General features: G+C 73.1%; 14 protein-coding genes. 6 read left to right on the top strand and 8 right to left on the bottom strand.

The genetic code is table 11. The features are described 5' to 3' along the window. From CRP29_RS20470 to CRP29_RS20460, 3 genes are read right to left on the bottom strand one after another with little or no spacing between them, the layout of a single operon-like run. Positions 1–555: a hypothetical protein gene (locus CRP29_RS20470; protein ID WP_097196911.1), complete on the bottom strand. Its 555-nt coding sequence runs from the start codon at positions 553–555 to the stop codon at positions 1–3. Beyond that, positions 552–2,435, bottom strand: a complete 1,884-nt coding sequence (gene dnaG, locus CRP29_RS20465; protein ID WP_097196910.1) for a DNA primase — start codon at positions 2,433–2,435, stop codon at positions 552–554. The genes CRP29_RS20470 and dnaG overlap by 4 nt, the downstream gene beginning before the upstream one ends. Positions 2,436–2,446: 11 nt before the next feature. After that, positions 2,447–3,076 (bottom strand): YdcF family protein, encoded by a 630-nt coding sequence (locus CRP29_RS20460; protein ID WP_097196909.1) that lies wholly within the window; start codon positions 3,074–3,076, stop codon positions 2,447–2,449. 128 nt (positions 3,077–3,204) lie between these two features. Between CRP29_RS20460 and CRP29_RS20455 the strand changes: the two genes are divergently transcribed. The 4 genes from CRP29_RS20455 to CRP29_RS20440 all read left to right on the top strand — a co-directional run bounded on the left by CRP29_RS20455 (position 3,205) and on the right by CRP29_RS20440 (position 8,174). Continuing rightward, entirely contained in the window at positions 3,205–3,639 is a 435-nt protein-coding gene (locus tag CRP29_RS20455) for a Fur family transcriptional regulator (RefSeq protein WP_097196908.1), read from the top strand. Positions 3,640–3,670: 31 nt separating this feature from the next. Continuing rightward, positions 3,671–5,893 carry a catalase/peroxidase HPI gene (gene katG, locus CRP29_RS20450; RefSeq protein ID WP_217991692.1) on the top strand — a complete coding sequence of 741 codons (2,223 nt, stop codon included), beginning with the start codon at positions 3,671–3,673 and terminating at the stop codon, positions 5,891–5,893. Between the two features lie 134 nt (positions 5,894–6,027). Continuing rightward, a complete protein-coding gene (aztD, locus tag CRP29_RS22460) occupies positions 6,028–7,314 on the top strand; it encodes a zinc metallochaperone AztD (RefSeq protein WP_176523070.1) in 1,287 nt (428 codons plus the stop codon). Beyond that, a complete protein-coding gene (locus CRP29_RS20440; protein ID WP_097196906.1) occupies positions 7,311–8,174 on the top strand; it encodes a metal ABC transporter substrate-binding protein in 864 nt (287 codons plus the stop codon). The genes aztD and CRP29_RS20440 overlap by 4 nt, the downstream gene beginning before the upstream one ends. On the opposite strand, the gene ppdK is transcribed toward CRP29_RS20440, so the two are convergent. The 3 genes from ppdK to dusB form a co-directional block, all read right to left on the bottom strand. Next, positions 8,161–10,857 (bottom strand): pyruvate, phosphate dikinase, encoded by a 2,697-nt coding sequence (gene ppdK, locus CRP29_RS20435; RefSeq protein ID WP_097197062.1) that lies wholly within the window; start codon positions 10,855–10,857, stop codon positions 8,161–8,163. The two genes, CRP29_RS20440 and ppdK, sit on opposite strands and share 14 nt — an antisense overlap. 75 nt (positions 10,858–10,932) lie before the next feature. Then, positions 10,933–11,361, bottom strand: a complete 429-nt coding sequence (locus tag CRP29_RS20430; RefSeq protein WP_097196905.1) for a hypothetical protein — start codon at positions 11,359–11,361, stop codon at positions 10,933–10,935. Then, complete coding sequence (dusB, locus tag CRP29_RS20425; protein WP_097197061.1) at positions 11,358–12,518, bottom strand: tRNA dihydrouridine synthase DusB; 1,161 nt, start codon at positions 12,516–12,518, stop codon at positions 11,358–11,360. Before dusB ends, CRP29_RS20430 begins: the two co-directional genes overlap by 4 nt. 205 nt (positions 12,519–12,723) lie before the next feature. Between dusB and CRP29_RS20420 the strand changes: the two genes are divergently transcribed. Next, a complete protein-coding gene (locus CRP29_RS20420; RefSeq protein ID WP_097196904.1) occupies positions 12,724–13,797 on the top strand; it encodes a type IV toxin-antitoxin system AbiEi family antitoxin domain-containing protein in 1,074 nt (357 codons plus the stop codon). A gap of 117 nt (positions 13,798–13,914) precedes the next feature. Beyond that, positions 13,915–14,556 carry a class I SAM-dependent methyltransferase gene (locus tag CRP29_RS20415; RefSeq protein WP_217991691.1) on the top strand — a complete coding sequence of 214 codons (642 nt, stop codon included), beginning with the start codon at positions 13,915–13,917 and terminating at the stop codon, positions 14,554–14,556. Here the strand turns inward: CRP29_RS20415 and CRP29_RS20410 are convergent. Beyond that, positions 14,514–15,032, bottom strand: coding sequence for a GNAT family N-acetyltransferase (locus tag CRP29_RS20410; RefSeq protein ID WP_281256825.1), 519 nt, complete (start codon positions 15,030–15,032; stop codon positions 14,514–14,516). The two genes, CRP29_RS20415 and CRP29_RS20410, sit on opposite strands and share 43 nt — an antisense overlap. After that, positions 15,010–16,413, bottom strand: coding sequence for a glycine--tRNA ligase (locus CRP29_RS20405; RefSeq protein WP_281256824.1), 1,404 nt, complete (start codon positions 16,411–16,413; stop codon positions 15,010–15,012). Before CRP29_RS20405 ends, CRP29_RS20410 begins: the two co-directional genes overlap by 23 nt. Positions 16,414–16,467 lie beyond the last annotated feature (54 nt).

The raw sequence follows: 16,467 nt of genomic DNA, 5'->3' as shown, positions 1-16,467 counted from the left end.
TCAGTCCGGCACGTCCGCGGCGACGACGTCGGCCAGCTTCTGCCGGGCCGACTCGCGAGCGACCGGATCGGCGCGGTCGGCGTCGTCGTCGAACACGACGGTCCACTCCCGCCCGGGCTGACCGGGGATCCGCCGGGCCACCAGCAGCACCCCTCCCCGGCCGGGCAGCGGCGACCGCTGGCTGGCCACGACCGTCTGGTCCACCCGCCGGCGCACGACGGCCGGCAGCTCCCCCGCATCGACCAGCGCGTGCCGCTGCGCCGGCCCGCGTGCCTGGACTCCCGGCTCCACCTCGGTCAGCGGGGTGACGTCGAACGTCCCACCCGTCTCGCCGGCGGCCCTCCAGCGCGCCGAGCCGATGTGGTGCCATGGCAGCGGCTCGCCGGCGACGCCGTCGGCACCGATCCGGCGCAGGCCGCGGTCGGTGGCGACCAGCCAGCCCTCGTCGCGGGTCAGCGCACCCCACGCCAGCGCCTGCTCGTCCCCGGACAGGGCCGCCCGCACCGCCTCGGGCGGGCGGGCGAAGCGCCGGCGCACGGCGTCGAGCAGGCTCATCCGAGCCCGCCGATGGCCCGCTTGCGCAGCGAGATGGCCAGCTGCTCCAGGTCCATGAGCTGCTTGAACGCCTTCATGTACTCGTCGCCGCTCTCGACCGGGTTCATCCGCTGCAGCTTGCCCTTGAGCCCGGCGATCTCCCGGACCGTGGCCATCTCCTGCAGCCGGGCCATCACCGCGGTCACGTACCCCGCGTCGGCCTCACCGGTCGAGCGCAGCGGCTCGACAGCCAGCGCGGTCAACATCGCCCGCGCGCTCTCCCGGTCGCACTGCTCGGCGACCAGGTCCAGCCAGGCCGGGCCGGTCACCGTGGCGGCCGCCGCTCCCCCGGTGCCGGCGACCGCCGAGGCGACCGCCGCGTAGTCCGGATCGGTGTAGGCCGCGGGCGGGACGGCGTCGAAGGCCGGCCCCGCCAGCTCGGGCACCTGGAGCGCAGCCTTGACCGCCTCCCGCTCGATCGCGATCGCCGCGTCGTCGGGCGTGCGCTGCGGCGGCCGGGGACGGCGGCCACGCGACTGCTGCCCTCCGTCACCGGTGTGCCGGCGCACCCGCTCGAGCACGTCGGACTCGTCGGTGTCGCCGATCAGCGAGGCCAGCCGGCGGGCGTACGCCGGGCGCAGCGCATGGTCCTTGATCTGGGCGAGCAGCGGCGCGGTCTTCTCCAGCGCGGCGACCCGGCCCTCCACGGTGTCGAGGTCGTACTCGGCCAGCGTCGTCTTCAGCACGAACTCGATCAGCGGCGAGCGCCGCGCGATCAGGTCGCGCACCGCGGCGTCGCCGTGCTCCTGGCGCAGCTCGCAGGGGTCGCGACCGTCGGGCTCCACGGCGACGAAGGTCTGCGCGACGAAGCGCTGGTCCTCCTTGAACGTCTTCATCGCGGCGGCCTGGCCCGCGGCGTCGCCGTCGAAGGTGTAGACGACCTCCCCGCGGAACTCGTCCTGGTCCATCAGCAGCCGGCGCAGCACGCTGATGTGCTCGCCGCCGAAGGCGGTGCCGCACGACGCGACGGCGGTGGTGACGCCGGCCAGGTGGCACGCCATGACGTCGGTGTAGCCCTCGACCACGACGGCCTGGTGGCGCTTGGCGATGTCCCGCTTGGCCCGCTCGATGCCGTAGAGCACGGTGCTCTTCTTGTAGAGCGGGGTCTCCGGGGTGTTGAGGTACTTGGGGCCCGGGTCGTCGTCCATCAGCTTGCGGGCGCCGAAGCCGATGACGTCGCCGGTGATGTCGCGGATCGGCCACACCAGCCGGCGGTGGAAGCGGTCGATCAGCGTGCCGCGCGAGGACTCCTTGGCCAGGCCGCCGGTGACCAGCTCGTTCTGGGTGAAGCCCGCCGCGCGCAGGTGCCGGGTGAGCGCGTCCCAGCCGCCGGGGGCGAAGCCGCAGCCGAAGTCCAGGGCCACCTGCCGGTCGAAGCCGCGCTCGGCCAGGAACTGCCGGGCGGGCGCGGCGTCCGGGGTGCCCAGCTGCTCGGCGTAGAAGGCGGCCGCCGCGGCGTTGGCCGCGACCAGCCGGGCGCGCTGGCCCACCGAGGCGCGGTCCGGGCCGGCCGTGGGCCGCCCGCCGTCGTCCTCGTACTTGAGCTCGATGTTGGCCCGGTTGGCCAGCAGCTCGACCGCTTCGGAGAAGGCGAGGTGGTCGATCTGCTGGATGAACGAGATGACGTCGCCACCGACCCCGCAGCCGAAGCAGTGGTAGAGCCCGCGGCTGGGCGTCACCTGGAACGACGGCGACTTCTCGTCGTGGAAGGGACAGAGCCCCTTCAGGCTGCCGCCGCCGGCGTTCTTGAGCTGCAGGTGCTCGCCGACGATCTCGTCGATCCGCGAGCGCTCGCGGACCAGCGCGATGTCGGCGGCCCGGATGCGTCCTCGACCGGCCATCAGGTGCCTCCTCAGCCGATCCCGGGAGCGCCGGCGACCGACTCCCCGGTCACGCGGTAGAGGAGGTAGGCCGCCGTCTCCCGCATGATGTAGCGGAACTGCGTGACCCGAGTCTGCACCGCCGGCCCCTGGCGGGTCGGCGAGCTCACCGCGTTCATCCCGGCGTCGGCCGCCATCCGCTCGGCGCGCATCGCGTGCCAGGGGTCGGTGACCAGGACGGCGTCGGACCAGCCGCGCTCGTCGAAGACGGTGGAGACCACTCGCATGCTCTCCAGGGTGTCCACGCCCTCGGGCACTGCCAGGAGCGCGTCCGCGGGGATGCCCGCCGCGGCCAGGTAGTCGCGGCCGGCCTCGGCCTCCGCGAACGCGTCCCCCACCGCCTTGCCGCCGACGGTCACGATCACCGGCGCGACGCCGTCCTCGTAGAGCGCCAGGGCGTGCTCGAGCCGCGCCTCGAAGATCGACGACGGGACGCCGTTGTACTGCGCCGAGCCGAGCACCACGATCGCGTCGGAGGTCGGCCGGGAGTCCTGCCGCGCCGTCCACCAGATCGCCAGCGACGTCGCGGCGACGAGCAGCAGCGACGCCAGCACGGCGGCACCGACCACCCGCGTCACCAGGTTCCGCAACCGCACCCCCACGGGTCATGGGTACCACGCGGCACCGACCGCCCGTGGCGCGCGTGCGACGAGTGATGCGCGCGCCACATCGGGCGCGGAATGCCGCCCGCCATCTTGAACGAATCCGGTGTGCACGACAGGCTCTCCCCATGGCGACCCCCGAGTTCGAGTCGATGCTGCGCAGTGCCGCGCTTCGGGTCACCCGGCCGCGCATGGCCGTGCTGGCCGCCGTCCACGCCAGCCCGCACGCCGACACCGACTCGCTCATCGCTGCGGTGCGCCGGACCTCGGGCCCGGTGTCGCACCAGGCGGTCTACGACGTCCTCAGGACGCTCACCGAGGTCGGTCTGGTCCGCCGATTCCAGCCGGAAGGGTCGGTGGCACGCTACGAGACCCGGATCGGCGACAACCACCACCATCTCGTCTGCCGCTCGTGCGGCGCCATCGTCGACGTCGACTGCGCGGTCGGGCAAGCCCCCTGCCTGACGGCGAGCGACGACGCCGGCTACACGATCGAGGAGGCCGAGGTCGTCTACTGGGGACGCTGCCCGGACTGCCTCGCGAGACCCACCACTGACGCCTGACCCGAACCATCCGCCGACAGAGAGGCCCACCGTGAAGGACGAGCAGAACAAGGTCGAGACCGAGAGCACCAGCGAGAGCGAGAACCCGGCGATCCCCTCGCCCACCTCGCACACCGGTGGCCGCCCCCGCAGCAACCGGGACTGGTGGCCGAACCAGGTCGACCTCTCGGTGCTCAACAAGCCCTCGAAGGACTCCGACCCGCTGGGCGTGGACTTCGACTACCGGGCCGCGTTCGCGACGCTCGACGTCGAGGCGGTCAAGCGGGACCTGGCCCAGCTCATGCGCACGTCGCAGGACTGGTGGCCGGCCGACTGGGGCCACTACGGCCCGCTCTTCATCCGCATGTCGTGGCACGCGGCCGGCACCTACCGGATCGCCGACGGCCGCGGTGGCGGCGGCGAGGGCGGCCAGCGGTTCGCGCCCCTCAACAGCTGGCCGGACAACGCCAACCTGGACAAGGCCCGCCGCCTGCTCCTGCCGATCAAGCAGAAGTACGGCCGCAAGCTCTCCTGGGCCGACCTGCTCGTCCTCGCCGGCAACGTCGCGCACGACGACATGGGCCTGCCCACGTTCGGCTTCGCCTTCGGCCGCGAGGACACCTGGCTGCCGCAGGAGACCTTCTGGGGTCCGGAGGACACCTGGCTGGGCGACGAGCGCTACGCCGGTGACGACCCGCTCGACCTGGACGAGGGCCCGCTGGCCAACGTCACCATGGGTCTGATCTACGTCAACCCCGAGGGCCCCAAGGGCAAGCCGGACCCGCTGGCCTCCGCGCACGACATCAAGGTGACCTTCCGCCGGATGGGCATGGCCGACGAGGAGACCGTCGCCCTCATCGCCGGCGGCCACACCTTCGGCAAGACCCACGGCGCCGGCAACCCCGAGCTCGTCGGCCCGGAGCCGGAGGGCTGCCCGGTGCACGGCAACGGCCTGGGCTGGATCAGCCAGTACGGCACCGGCAAGGGCGCCGACACGATCACCAGCGGTCTCGAGGGCGCCTGGACCCCCACGCCGACCACCTGGGACAACACCTACTTCGAGGTGCTGTTCGGCTACGACTGGGAGCTCGTCGAGAGCCCGGCCGGCGCGAAGCAGTGGCAGCCGAAGAACCCCGAGGCGCAGCAGCTCGTGCCCGACGCGCACATCGAGGGCAAGAAGAACCCGCCGATGATGTCCACGGCGGACATGGCCCTGGCGGTCGACCCGGAGCTGCGCGCCTACGCCGAGCGCTTCCGCGACGACCCGGAGTACTTCGCCGACCAGTACGCCCGCGCCTGGTTCAAGCTGCTGCACCGCGACATGGGCCCGAAGACCCGCTACCTCGGCCCCGACGTCCCGGCCGAGGAGCTCATCTGGCAGGACCCGGTCCCCGCCGTCGACCACGAGCTCGTCGGCGAGGCGCAGATCGCCGACCTCAAGCAGCGCCTGCTCTCCTCCGGTCTGACCGTCTCCCAGCTGGTGCACACCGCCTGGTCGGCCGCGGCCTCCTACCGCGGCACGGACAAGCGCGGCGGCGCCAACGGCGGCCGGCTGCGGCTGGAGCCGCAGCGCGGCTGGGCGGTCAACGCCGGTGTCCAGGACGTGCTGCCCGTGCTCGAGCGGGTCAAGGCGGAGTTCGAGTCCGGCACCGGGGCGAAGATCTCGCTGGCGGACCTGATCGTGCTGGGCGGCAGCGCCGCCGTGGAGAAGGCCGCGGCCGACGCCGGCGTGCAGGTCACCGTGCCCTTCTCCCCCGGTCGCACCGACGCCTCGCAGGAGCAGACGGACGTCGACAACTTCCGCTGGCTGGAGCCGCGGGCCGACGGCTTCCGCAACTGGCTCTCGCCGGGCAGCAAGCTCCAGCCGGAGACGCTGCTGGTCGACCGCGCCTACATGCTGGAGCTCACCGCCAAGGAGATGACCCTGCTCGTCGGCGGGCTGCGGGTCCTCGGTGCCAACACCGGCGGCGTCCGGCACGGCGTGTTCACCGACCGGCCTGGCGTCCTCTCGCAGGACTTCTTCCGCAACCTGCTCGACCTGGGCATCACGTGGCGCACCTCGGCCGAGTCCGAGGACGTCTACGAGGGGCTGGACGCGAACGGCACCGTGGTGCGCACCGCCACCGCCGCCGACCTGGTCTTCGGATCGAACTCGATCCTGCGCGGGATCGTCGAGGTCTACTCGGCCGACGACGCGCAGGAGACGTTCGTCCGCGACTTCGCCGCCGCGTGGGTGAAGGTCATGGAGCTCGACCGGTTCGACCTGCACGCCTGATCCCTTCCCACCGGACGCCCCGGCCCGCCTCGCGGGACCGGGGCGTCCGTGCGCCCACCCCCCTTACTGAGAATGATTATCATTAGCGTTACGGTGCTCCTGACCGATCCGGTTCACGACCACCAGGAGCCCCCGTGCGCAGCCCCCATCCCCTGTCCCTCCGCACCGTCGCGGTCGCCGCGACCCTGCCGCTCGTGCTCGCGACGGCCTGCGGCTCGGCCGACGACGACGCCGCCGCGCCCGCCCGGTCCAGCGCGCCCGCCTCGGCCGAGCCCACCGAGGTCGGGGCCGCCGCGCCGCGCCTCGCGCTCACCTACGACGGCGGGGTGCAGATCCTCGACGCCACGACGCTCGAGGTGCTCGCCGACGAGCCGATGGACGGGTTCAACCGGCTCAACCCGGCCGGCGACGGACGGCACTTCCTCGTGTCGACCCAGGGCGGGTTCCAGCTGCTCGACGGCGGCGCCTGGGGCGAGCCGCACGGCGATCACGGCCACTACTACACCGCCGAGCCCCGGCTGACCGACGTCGTCTTCCCGGCCGAGAAGCCCGGGCACGTGGTGGCGCACGAGGGCCGCACCGTCCTGTTCGACGACGGCACGGGCGACGTCACCCTGTTCGACAGCGCCGACATCGCCGACCCGGACGTCGAGCTGTCCGCGTTCTCCACGCCGGAGGCCCACCACGGCGTCGCCGTCGAGCTGGCGGACGGCACGATGCTGGTCTCCGACGGCACGGAGGACGAGCGCAGCGGCGTCCGCATCCTGGACGCCGACGGCGAGGAGCTCGCCGCCCGCGACGACTGCCCCTCCGTGCACGGCGAGACCGTGGCCGCCGGCGAGGCCGTCGTGATCGGCTGCCAGGACGGCGCCGTCCTCTGGTCCGGGGGCGAACTCACCAAGATCCAGAGCCCGGACGCCTACGGCCGCATCGGCAACCAGTTCGGCACCGAGGACTCGCCGATCGTGCTCGGCGACTACGAGCGCAGCGAGGACGACCGGTCCCGCACCGTCGCCCTCATCGACACCACCACCGCCTCCGTGCGTCTGGTCGACCTCCCCGCGCCGTACTGGTACCAGTCCTTCGACCGCGGCCCGAACGGCGAGGGTCTCGTCCTCACCTACGACGGGAACCTGCAGGTCATCGACGTCCTCACCGGCGCGATCACCCGGTCCATCCCCGTGACCGCGCCATGGGAGGAGTCCGACGACTGGCAGGACCCGCACCCGCAGGTCGTCGTCGTGGACGGCATCGCCTACGTGACCGAGCCCGCCACCCGGACCATCCACGCCGTCGACATCGCCGGCGGCACCGTGTGGAAGAGCGCCGTGCTGGAGGTGACGCCGAACGAGCTCTCGGGCGTCTCCGGCGACGCCGAGGAGCACGCCGAGCACGAGCACGAGGGCGAGCACGACGAGTGACCCCGGCCCGGACCCTCGGCGTCCTGGCGCTGGCCGGATCGCTCGCCGCCGGGCTCGCCGCGTGCGGCGGCGGGCAGGACGAGGTGGACGGCGTCGACGTCGTCGTCACCTCCTACGCCCTGCAGTTCGTCGCGGAGGAGGTCGGCGGCGAGCACGTCGCGGTCACCAACCTGACCCCGCCGGGCGGAGACACCCACGGGCTGGAGCCGGCGCCACGGGAGGTGGCCGCGCTCGCGGCCGCCGACCTCGTGGTGCACCTCTCCGGCGGCATGCAGCCCGCCGTCGACGCGGTCCTCGCCGAGGTGGGGCAGGAGCACCTGGTGGACGCCGCGACCGTGGCCGACCACGAGGGCGACCCGCACTTCTGGCTCGACCCGCTGCGGCTGGCCGAGCTCGGGCACCGGGTCGCCGAGGGGCTGGGCGCGGTCGATCCGCACGCCGCCGCGGACTACACCGCGGCGGCCGACCGGCTCGAGGCGACGCTGTCGGCCCTGGACGGCGAGTACGCCGACGCGCTGGCCCCCTGCAGCGGGGCCACCCTGCTCGCCTCGCACGAGGCCTTCGGGTACCTGACCGACCGCTACGGCCTCCGGCAGGTGGGCGTCGCGGGGCTGGACCCGCAGGTGGAGCCACCGCCCAGCCGGATCCGCCGGGTCGCCGAGGAGGTGACCACCACCGGCGCCCGCACGATCTTCTTCGAACGGGCGGCCGGATCGTCGGTGGCGGAGGTCCTCGCCGCGGACCTCGGCCTGGCGACCGATGTGCTGCACCCGATCGAGCGGGTGCTCCCCGGCGAGACCTATCCGGAGCTCATGGCGGAGAACCTGGCGGCGCTCCGCAGGGGGCTCAGCTGCGACTGACGCCCAGCGCGGCGCGGCCGGCCTCGAGCCGGGCCACGGGCACCCGGAACGGCGAGCAGGACACGTAGTCCAGGCCGACGTCGTGGAAGAAGTGCACCGACTCGGGGTCGCCGCCGTGCTCGCCGCAGACGCCGAGCTTGAGGTCCGGGCGGGCCGCCCGCCCGGCCTCGACGGCGATCTCGACCAGCTTCCCGACGCCGTCGCGGTCGATCGACTCGAACGGCGAGACGCCGAAGATCCCCTTGTCCAGGTAGGCGTGGAAGAACGCCGCCTCGACGTCGTCCCGCGAGAAGCCCCACGTCATCTGGGTGAGGTCGTTGGTGCCGAAGGAGAAGAACTCCGCGGAGCCCGCGATCTCGCCCGCGGTGAGCGCGGCGCGCGGCACCTCGATCATCGTGCCGAGCAAACCGTCCACCTCGCAGCGCTCCCGCTCGAAGACCTCGGTCAGCACCCGCACGGACTCCTCGCGGATCGCCTCCAGCTCCTGCACGGCGCCGACCAGCGGGATCATGATCTCCGGGCGAGGGTCCCCGCCGGCCTTCTTCCGTTCGCAGGCCGCCTCGGCGATGGCCCGCACCTGCATCGCGAAGAGCCCCGGCACGACCAGGCCCAGCCGGACCCCGCGCAGCCCGAGCATGGGGTTCTCCTCGTGCATCCGCCGCACCGCGGCCAGCAGCCGCAGTTGCCCCTCGTCGTGGTGGCCCTCCGCCTCGGCCACCGCGACGCGCACGGAGAGCTCGGTGAGGTCGGGCAGGAACTCGTGCAGCGGCGGATCGAGCAGCCGCACGGTGACCGGCAGCCCGTCCATCGCCTCGAAGATCTCCAGGAAGTCCTGCCGCTGCAGCGGTTCCAGCGCGTCCAGCGCCGCCTGCCGGTCGTCGTCGCTCTCCGCGAGGATCAGCTTCTCGACGTGCCGGCGCCGGTCCCCCAGGAACATGTGCTCGGTGCGGCACAGCCCGATGCCGTGGGCGCCGAACCGCCGGGCCCGCGCGGAGTCCTCGGGGGTGTCGGCGTTGGTGCGGACGTCGAGTCGCCGCACCTCGTCGGCGTGGCCCAGGATCCGGTGCACGCTGCGCACCAGCTCGTCGGCGTCCTCGGACCCCGGGTCGATCTCCCCCTCGAAGTAGCGGACGACGGACGACGGCTCGACCGGCACCTCCCCCAGCCACACCCGGCCGGTCGACCCGTCGATGGAGATGACGTCGCCCTCCTCGACGACGCTGCCGTCGGGGGCGGTGAAGCGCCGCGCCTTGGTGTCCACCTGCAGCTCCTCGGCACCGCAGACGCACGTCTTGCCCATCCCGCGCGCGACGACGGCCGCGTGCGAGGTCTTGCCGCCCCGGCTGGTCAGCACGCCCCGCGCGGCGATCATCCCGGAGAGGTCGTCGGGGTTGGTCTCCCGCCGGACCAGGATCACCTGCTCGCCGCGCTCCTCCCAGGCCACCGCGGTCTCGGACGAGAACACCGCCTTGCCGACGGCGGCCCCCGGCGAGGCGTTCATCCCCTGGGTGAGCTGCCGGGCGTTCCCACCGGCGATGAACCGCGGGAACATCAGCTGGGCGAGCTGGTCGCCGGTCACCCGCCGGACCGCCTCGTCCATGTCGATGAGGCCCTCGTCGACCAGCTGGGTGGCGATGACGAACGCCGCCTCCGCGGTGCGCTTGCCGACCCGCGTCTGGAGCATCCAGAGCTTGTTCCGCTCGACGGTGAACTCGATGTCGCACAGGTCGCGGTAGTGGGACTCGAGCCGGCTCATGATCCCCATGAGCTCGTCGTAGGCGCCCTCGTCGATCCCGCGCAGGTCGGCCAGCGGAACGGTGTTGCGGATGCCGGCGACGACGTCCTCGCCCTGCGCGTTCTGCAGGTAGTCGCCGTACACGCCCTGCGCGCCGCTGCCCGGGTCGCGGGTGAACGCGACGCCGGTGCCCGAGTCCATGCCGAGGTTGCCGAAGACCATCGCGCAGACGTTCACCGCGGTGCCGGCGTCGCTGGGGATGCGCTCGCGCCGACGGTAGATCACCGCGCGGTCGGAGTTCCACGAGTCGAAGACCGCGTTGATCGCCAGGTCCATCTGCTCGCGGGGTTCCTGCGGGAAGTCGCGGCCGGTGTGGTCGCGCACGATCGCCTTGAACCGGGCGACGACGTCGCGCAGGTGATCGGCGTCCAGGTCGAGGTCGGACTCCGTGCCCTGCTCGCGCTTGACCTCGTCGAACGCCTCGTCGAACAGCTCGCCGTCGATGCCCAGCACGGTCTTTCCGAACATCTGGATCAGCCGGCGGTAGGAGTCCCACGCGAACCGCTCGCTCCCGGCCTGCTCGGCCAGGCCCTGCACCGACTCGTCGTTGAGGCCGACGTTGAGGACGGTCTCCATCATCCCGGGCATCGACGCCGCCGCCCCGGAGCGGACCGAGACCAGCAGCGGGTCGGCCGCGTCGCCCAGCGTCTTGCCCATCGCCTTCTCGAGCGCGGCCAGGTGCTCGCCGACCTGCGCGTCGAGCTCGTCAGGGGTACCGCCGTGCTCGAGGTAGTACCGGCACGCGTCAGTGGTGATCGTGAACCCCGGAGGGACGGGGAGCCCCAGGTTGGTCATCTCGGCGAGGTTGGCGCCCTTGCCACCGAGCAGGTCCTTCTGGTCCTTGCTGCCCTGGCTGAAGTCGTAGACCCACGTGTCCCCGCTGGACATCGTCCGCACCTCCACGCTCGACCGGCGGCTACCGCCTGGAGGCGATCGTGCCGTACCGGGACGCGCGCGGCCGGATCAGGCGACGCCGCAGATGCGCAGGCCGTCCTCGCCGATGACGGTCAGCTCGGACGTCGCCCCGTCGGACCACCGCACCGGAACCAGGCGGGCGTCCCCGTCCCTGCGCACCTCGCCGAGCTCGGGGTCCCCCTCGCCCAGGTAGTCACCGGCCACCTCGGCCGGCTCGAGCCGCGCGCGCTCGGTCTCGCAGAGCAGCGCGTGCGCCGTCTCGGTGTCGTCCGCGGCGAGCGCGGTCAGGAAGACGCCGCTGACCTCGGTCGCCTGCTCGCTGCCCGAACCGCGGAGAGCCAGCCCGAGGAACACGACGAGGGCGGCGACGACCACGGTGCCGCCGAGGATGAGCACGAGGATCTTGCCCGACCGCTGAGGGACGCCCGTGTGCAGCGGCGCCGGGCCGTCGTCGTAGAGGAAAGGTCCGGTGGTCATCCGCCACTCACTTCCAGTTCGGCGCCGGCCGGCGGCCTCGGGTCGTCCCGGTCGGCCAGCCAGCCCTCGGGCAGTGCGACCGGACGTGGCGGCGTGGTCCGACCCCGGGGAGCCCCGAGGACGGCGGTGGGATAGGGCTGGTCGGGGATCCGCGCCAGCAGGTCGGCGAGCTCGTCGAGGCCGCTGACCATCGCCAGCGCGCGCCGCACGTCCGAGCCCACCGAGAAGCCCTTGAGGTACCAGGCGACGTGCTTGCGGAAGTCGCTGCAGCCCCACCGCTCGCCGTGGTGCTCGGCCAGCAGGGTGGCGTGCCGGTGCATGACCGCCGCGACCTCGCGCATGGTGGGCAGCGCCCGCTGGGACCGGCCCGCGAAGGCGGCGGCGAGGTCGCCGAACAGCCACGGCCGACCCAGGCAGCCACGGCCGATGACCACACCCGCGCAGCCGGTCTCGGCGACCATCCGCAGGGCGTCGTCGGCCTCCCAGACGTCGCCGTTGCCCAGCACCGGGATGTCGACGGCCTCGACCAGCCGGGCGATCGGCGCCCAGTCGGCGGTACCGCTGTAGAGCTGGTCGGCGGTGCGCCCGTGCAGGGTGATCGCGGCGGCGCCCTCGTCCTGCGCGATCCGGCCCGCGTCGAGGTACGTGACGTGATCGGCGTCGATGCCGATGCGGGTCTTGATGGTGACCGGGACGTCCTTCGCGGCGCGGACGGCCTCGCGGACGATGTTCGCCAGCAGCACGCGGTGCCACGGCAGCGCCGAGCCGCCGCCCTTGCGGGTCACCTTGGGCACCGGGCAGCCGAAGTTGAGGTCGATGTGCGCCGGGCGGGTGCCTGCCACGCCCTCGTCGACCAGCATCTCCACGGCGCGTCCGACGGTCGCCGGGTCGACGCCGTAGAGCTGGACGGAGAAGGCGTCCTTCTCGTCCGCGGTCGCGCGGATCATCCGCAGCGTCTTGTCGTTGCGCTCGACCAGCGCCCGCGTGGTGATCATCTCGCAGACGTAGAGCCCGGCCCCGAACTCGCGGCACAGCGTCCGGAACGCCGGGTTGGTGATGCCGGCCATGGGTGCGAGCACCACGGCGGGGTCGACCGACAGCGCCCCGAGCCGCAGCGGCGGGAGCGCCGTCGTCGTCGGCTCGAGCGTGGCGGTCACGTTCCCAGGGTAGGCGGCGCGCCACGTCACCCCCGTGCCGACGTTCAGCCGCCCGGATCGACGTCCAGCCGCGGTATGGGGCGGCGGGACGTCACACGGCGCGGCTGGACCCCGGTGCCGGAGCCCTCCGTCCCCAGCCGGCCGGCCCGTCCACAGATCCGACCGGCTCCCTCGTCGGGCCGCCCACGTGCTGCACCGTCGGCCCATGAGCGCCGTCCCGGTCCCGCCGCTGGCCGTCCGCGAGCCCGCCCGCCGCCGGCTGGGGATCTTCACCACCGCCGATCTCGCCGCCCGGGGGGTCAGCCCGCGCGAGGTGGCGACGGCGGTGCGCGCCGGTGCCTGGGTGCGGCTGCGACCCGGTGTCTTCGTCCGAGCCGTAGACCTGGCCGAGGTGGAGCGGACCGGACGTCGTCCAGGTCTGGATGCGCTTGCAGTCGTGGCGGGCATCGATCGCCCGTCGGCCGTCTTCAGCGGCGGGACGGCGGCCTGGGTCTGGGGGCTGCCCCGACCGGCGTCCGAACCCCGGATCGTCCAGCTCACCGATCCCCACCGCTGGCGCCGCGGGCGGGGCTGGTCGATGACCCACGCCCGCCTGCCGGACGACGAGGTGACCGTGCGGGGCGCCTACCCGGTGACGACGGCTGCCCGCACCGTGGTCGACCTGGCGCGCGAGTGGCCCGAGGTCGACGCCGTCGCCGCCGTCGACGCCGCCCTGCTGCGCCGGTTGACCACGCGACAGGAACTCGCGCAGGTCCTCGCCCGCCAGACGAGCGTCCCCGGGATCCCGCGCTCGGTGCGCGCGGTGGCGTCGGCCGACGGCCGGGCGGAGACCTGGCTGGAGACGTGGGGCCGGCTGACCTTCGGCGCGCTGGACCTGCCGCCCTTCGTGCCGCAGGTGGAGCTCTGGGTCGACGGGCGTCTCGTCAAGGTCGTCGACGGCTGGTACGCCGAGGCCGCCCTGGCCGTCGAGTTCGACGGACGGATCAAGTACCGGCGCCCCGGCTTCGGCCGCACCCCGGAGGAGGAGCTGTGGCGGGAGAAGCGGAGCGAGGACCTGCTCCGGTCGCTGGGCGTCCGGTTCGTCCGGGTGGCCGGCGAGGACATGGCGCCCACCCGGCGGGCCGAGCTCGACCGGTTCGTGCGGCGCCAGCTGGCGACGGCGGGACCGGCCGTGCGCACCTTCCTCGAGGTGCCGCGCGCCGAGGGCCGCTGGCGCGGCGGCGATCCCGGGGACGACGGGTGGCTGGCGCTCACCGACGACCGGGTGGGGCTGGCATGAGGAGGGTCCAGCCGCTCCGATCAACGTCCAGCCGCGGTGTGACGCGGCTGGACGTGTTACGGCGCGGCCACACGTCAGGTGGCGCGCGCAGCGGGGCGACTCTGGCAGCCTGCCCGGATGATCACGGACTGGGACCACAACAGCTGGTACCACCGGCTCCTGCTGCGCGAGGTCCCGGCGGGGGCTCAGCGGGTGCTCGACGTCGGCTGCGGTGCCGGCGGCCTCGCCCGGCGGCTCGCAGCCACCGTCCCGCAGGTCGACGCCGTGGACCGGTCCCCGGAGATGATCGCCGCCGCCCGCCGGCTGGCGCCGCCGAACTGCTCCTTCGAGGTCGGCGACGCGCTGACCCTCGACGTCGCGCCGGGCAGCTACGACGCCGTCGTCAGCTCGGCGGTGCTGCACCACCTGCCCCTGGCCGAGGCACTGCCCCGGATGGCCGGGTGGCTGCGGCCCGGCGGGGTGCTGGCCGCCGTGGCCCTCCCCCGCACCGACCTGCCCCGCGACCTGCCGGTGGAGCTGGCGGCCTTCGCCGGGCACCAGGCGCTCGGCCTGGCCTTCTCCGCCGCCCGCCCGCTCACCGGGGCGGCACTGCACCGCCATGACGCCACGCACGACGCCATGCCGGTGGCCCCGCCCGCGCTGACCACGCGCGAGGTGCGGGCGGCGGCCGGGGCGGTGCTGCCGGGTGTCCGCGTGCGGCGGCTGCTGTTCTGGCGCTACCTGCTCGTCTGGGAGAAGCCGGCCGGATCCCGCTCGTAGACCAGGAGCTCGGGGTGGGGCGGGAAGGCGCTCACTCTCCGCTCCCCCGTCCGTCGCCACCCGAGCCGCTCGTAGAAGCGCCGGGCGCGGGCGTTCCCCTCGAACACCTTGAGGAACGCACGCCCGACACCGCCCTCGCGCATGCCCTCGAGGATCGCGTCGTGCATCCGCTCGGCGTCGCCCGTGCCCCAGCGCTCGACGGCGGTGCCGAGGTGCAGCAGTTCCGCACCCCGCACCGCGGCGAAGCCGATCACCGCCTCGCCGCGGACGGCCACGGCGCACTCGATCCCGGGATCGGCGATCTCCTGCAGCCAGGTCCGGCCGATGTCCTCGCGCGGGAAGGGGTACTCGTCCTGCGGGAAGATCGTCGAGAGCGCCCGGACGGCGCCGGGCTCCTGGACCGCGAGCACCGCCGGCACGTCGCCCGGGGTCATGGGGCGCAGCCGGAGAGGCTCAGCAGCCGACGAGGCGCGCACCCAGGTAGGACTCGACCTGGTCCAGGCCGACGCGCTCCTGGCTCATGGAGTCGCGCTCGCGGATGGTCACGGCCTGGTCCTCGAGGGTGTCGAAGTCGACGGTGATGCAGAACGGCGTCCCGACCTCGTCCTGCCGGCGGTAGCGGCGGCCGATCGCGCCGGCGTCGTCGAAGTCGACGTTCCAGTTCCGCCGCAGCGCCGTCGCCAGGTCCTTCGCCTTGGGCGAGAGGTCGGCGTTGCGCGACAGCGGCAGGACGGCGGCCTTCACCGGCGCCAGCCGCGGGTCGAGCCGCAGCACCGTGCGCACGTCGACGCCGCCCTTGGCGTTGGGCGCCTCGTCTTCGGTGTAGGCCTCGATGAGGAAGGCCATCAGCGAGCGGGTCAGGCCGGCCGCGGGCTCGATGACGTACGGCGTCCAGCGGGTGTTGGTGGCCTGGTCGAAGTAGGACAGGTCGGTGCCCGAGTGCTCGGTGTGCGTCTTCAGGTCGAAGTCGGTGCGGTTGGCGATGCCCTCGAGCTCGCCCCACTCCGAGCCCTGGAAGCCGAAGCGGTACTCGATGTCGACGGTGCGCTTCGAGTAGTGCGACAGCTTCTCCTTCGCGTGCTCGTAGTGGCGGAGGTTGTCCGGGTCGATGCCGAGGTCGGTGTACCAGGACGTGCGCTGGTCGATCCAGTACTGGTGCCACTCCTCGTCGGTGCCCGGCTCGACGAAGAACTCCATCTCCATCTGCTCGAACTCGCGGGTGCGGAAGATGAAGTTGCCCGGGGTGATCTCGTTGCGGAAGGACTTGCCGATCTGGCCGATGCCGAACGGCGGCTTCTTGCGTGCGGCGCCCATGACGTTGGCGAAGTTCACGAAGATGCCCTGGGCGGTCTCGGGGCGCAGGTAGTGCAGCCCGGACTCGTCCTCGACCGGGCCGAGGTAGGTCTTGAGCATCATGTTGAAGTCGCGCGGCTCGGTCCAGGCGCCCTTCGTGCCGCAGTTCGGGCAGGAGATGTCGGCCAGGCCGTTCTCCGGCGCCCGGCCCTTCTTCTCCTCGAAGGCCTCCTCGAGGTGGTCGGCCCGGAACCGCTTGTGGCAGCTCTGGCACTCCGTGAGCGGGTCGGTGAAGACGCCGACGTGGCCCGAGGCGATCCAGGTCTGGCGCGGCAGGATGACCGAGGAGTCCAGGCCCACGATGTCGTCCCGGCTCTGGACCACGGTCCGCCACCACTGCTTCTTGATGTTCTCCTTGAGCTCGACGCCCAGCGGGCCGTAGTCCCAGGCGGAGCGGGTGCCGCCGTAGATCTCACCGGACGGGAACACGAAGCCCCGGCGCTTGCAGAGGTTCACGACCTTGTCGAGGCGGGCGGGGTCGTGCTTGGCGGTGCTGGCGCTCACGGCGAGAGGCTCCATCCGGCTGGCGGTCGGCGGTTGACCTGTCCACGGTAGTGG

The organism is Blastococcus aggregatus (assembly GCF_900221005.1).
Lineage (GTDB): Bacteria > Actinomycetota > Actinomycetes > Mycobacteriales > Geodermatophilaceae > Blastococcus > Blastococcus aggregatus.
Note: the sequence above shows the minus strand (reverse complement) of the source record. Positions and strands in the feature narration are given on the sequence as shown.

Bases quoted from the DNA above. Each gene is read 5' to 3' on its own strand.
- CRP29_RS20470 (WP_097196911.1), bottom strand. From the start codon at position 555: ATGAGCCTGCTCGACGCCGTGCGCCGGCGCTTCGCCCGCCCGCCCGAG.
- dnaG (WP_097196910.1), bottom strand. From the start codon at position 2,435: ATGGCCGGTCGAGGACGCATCCGGGCCGCCGACATCGCGCTGGTCCGC.
- CRP29_RS20455 (WP_097196908.1), top strand. From the start codon at position 3,205: ATGGCGACCCCCGAGTTCGAGTCGATGCTGCGCAGTGCCGCGCTTCGG.
- ppdK (WP_097197062.1), bottom strand. From the start codon at position 10,857: ATGTCCAGCGGGGACACGTGGGTCTACGACTTCAGCCAGGGCAGCAAG.
- CRP29_RS20430 (WP_097196905.1), bottom strand. From the start codon at position 11,361: ATGACCACCGGACCTTTCCTCTACGACGACGGCCCGGCGCCGCTGCAC.
- CRP29_RS20420 (WP_097196904.1), top strand. From the start codon at position 12,724: ATGAGCGCCGTCCCGGTCCCGCCGCTGGCCGTCCGCGAGCCCGCCCGC.
- CRP29_RS20415 (WP_217991691.1), top strand. From the start codon at position 13,915: ATGATCACGGACTGGGACCACAACAGCTGGTACCACCGGCTCCTGCTG.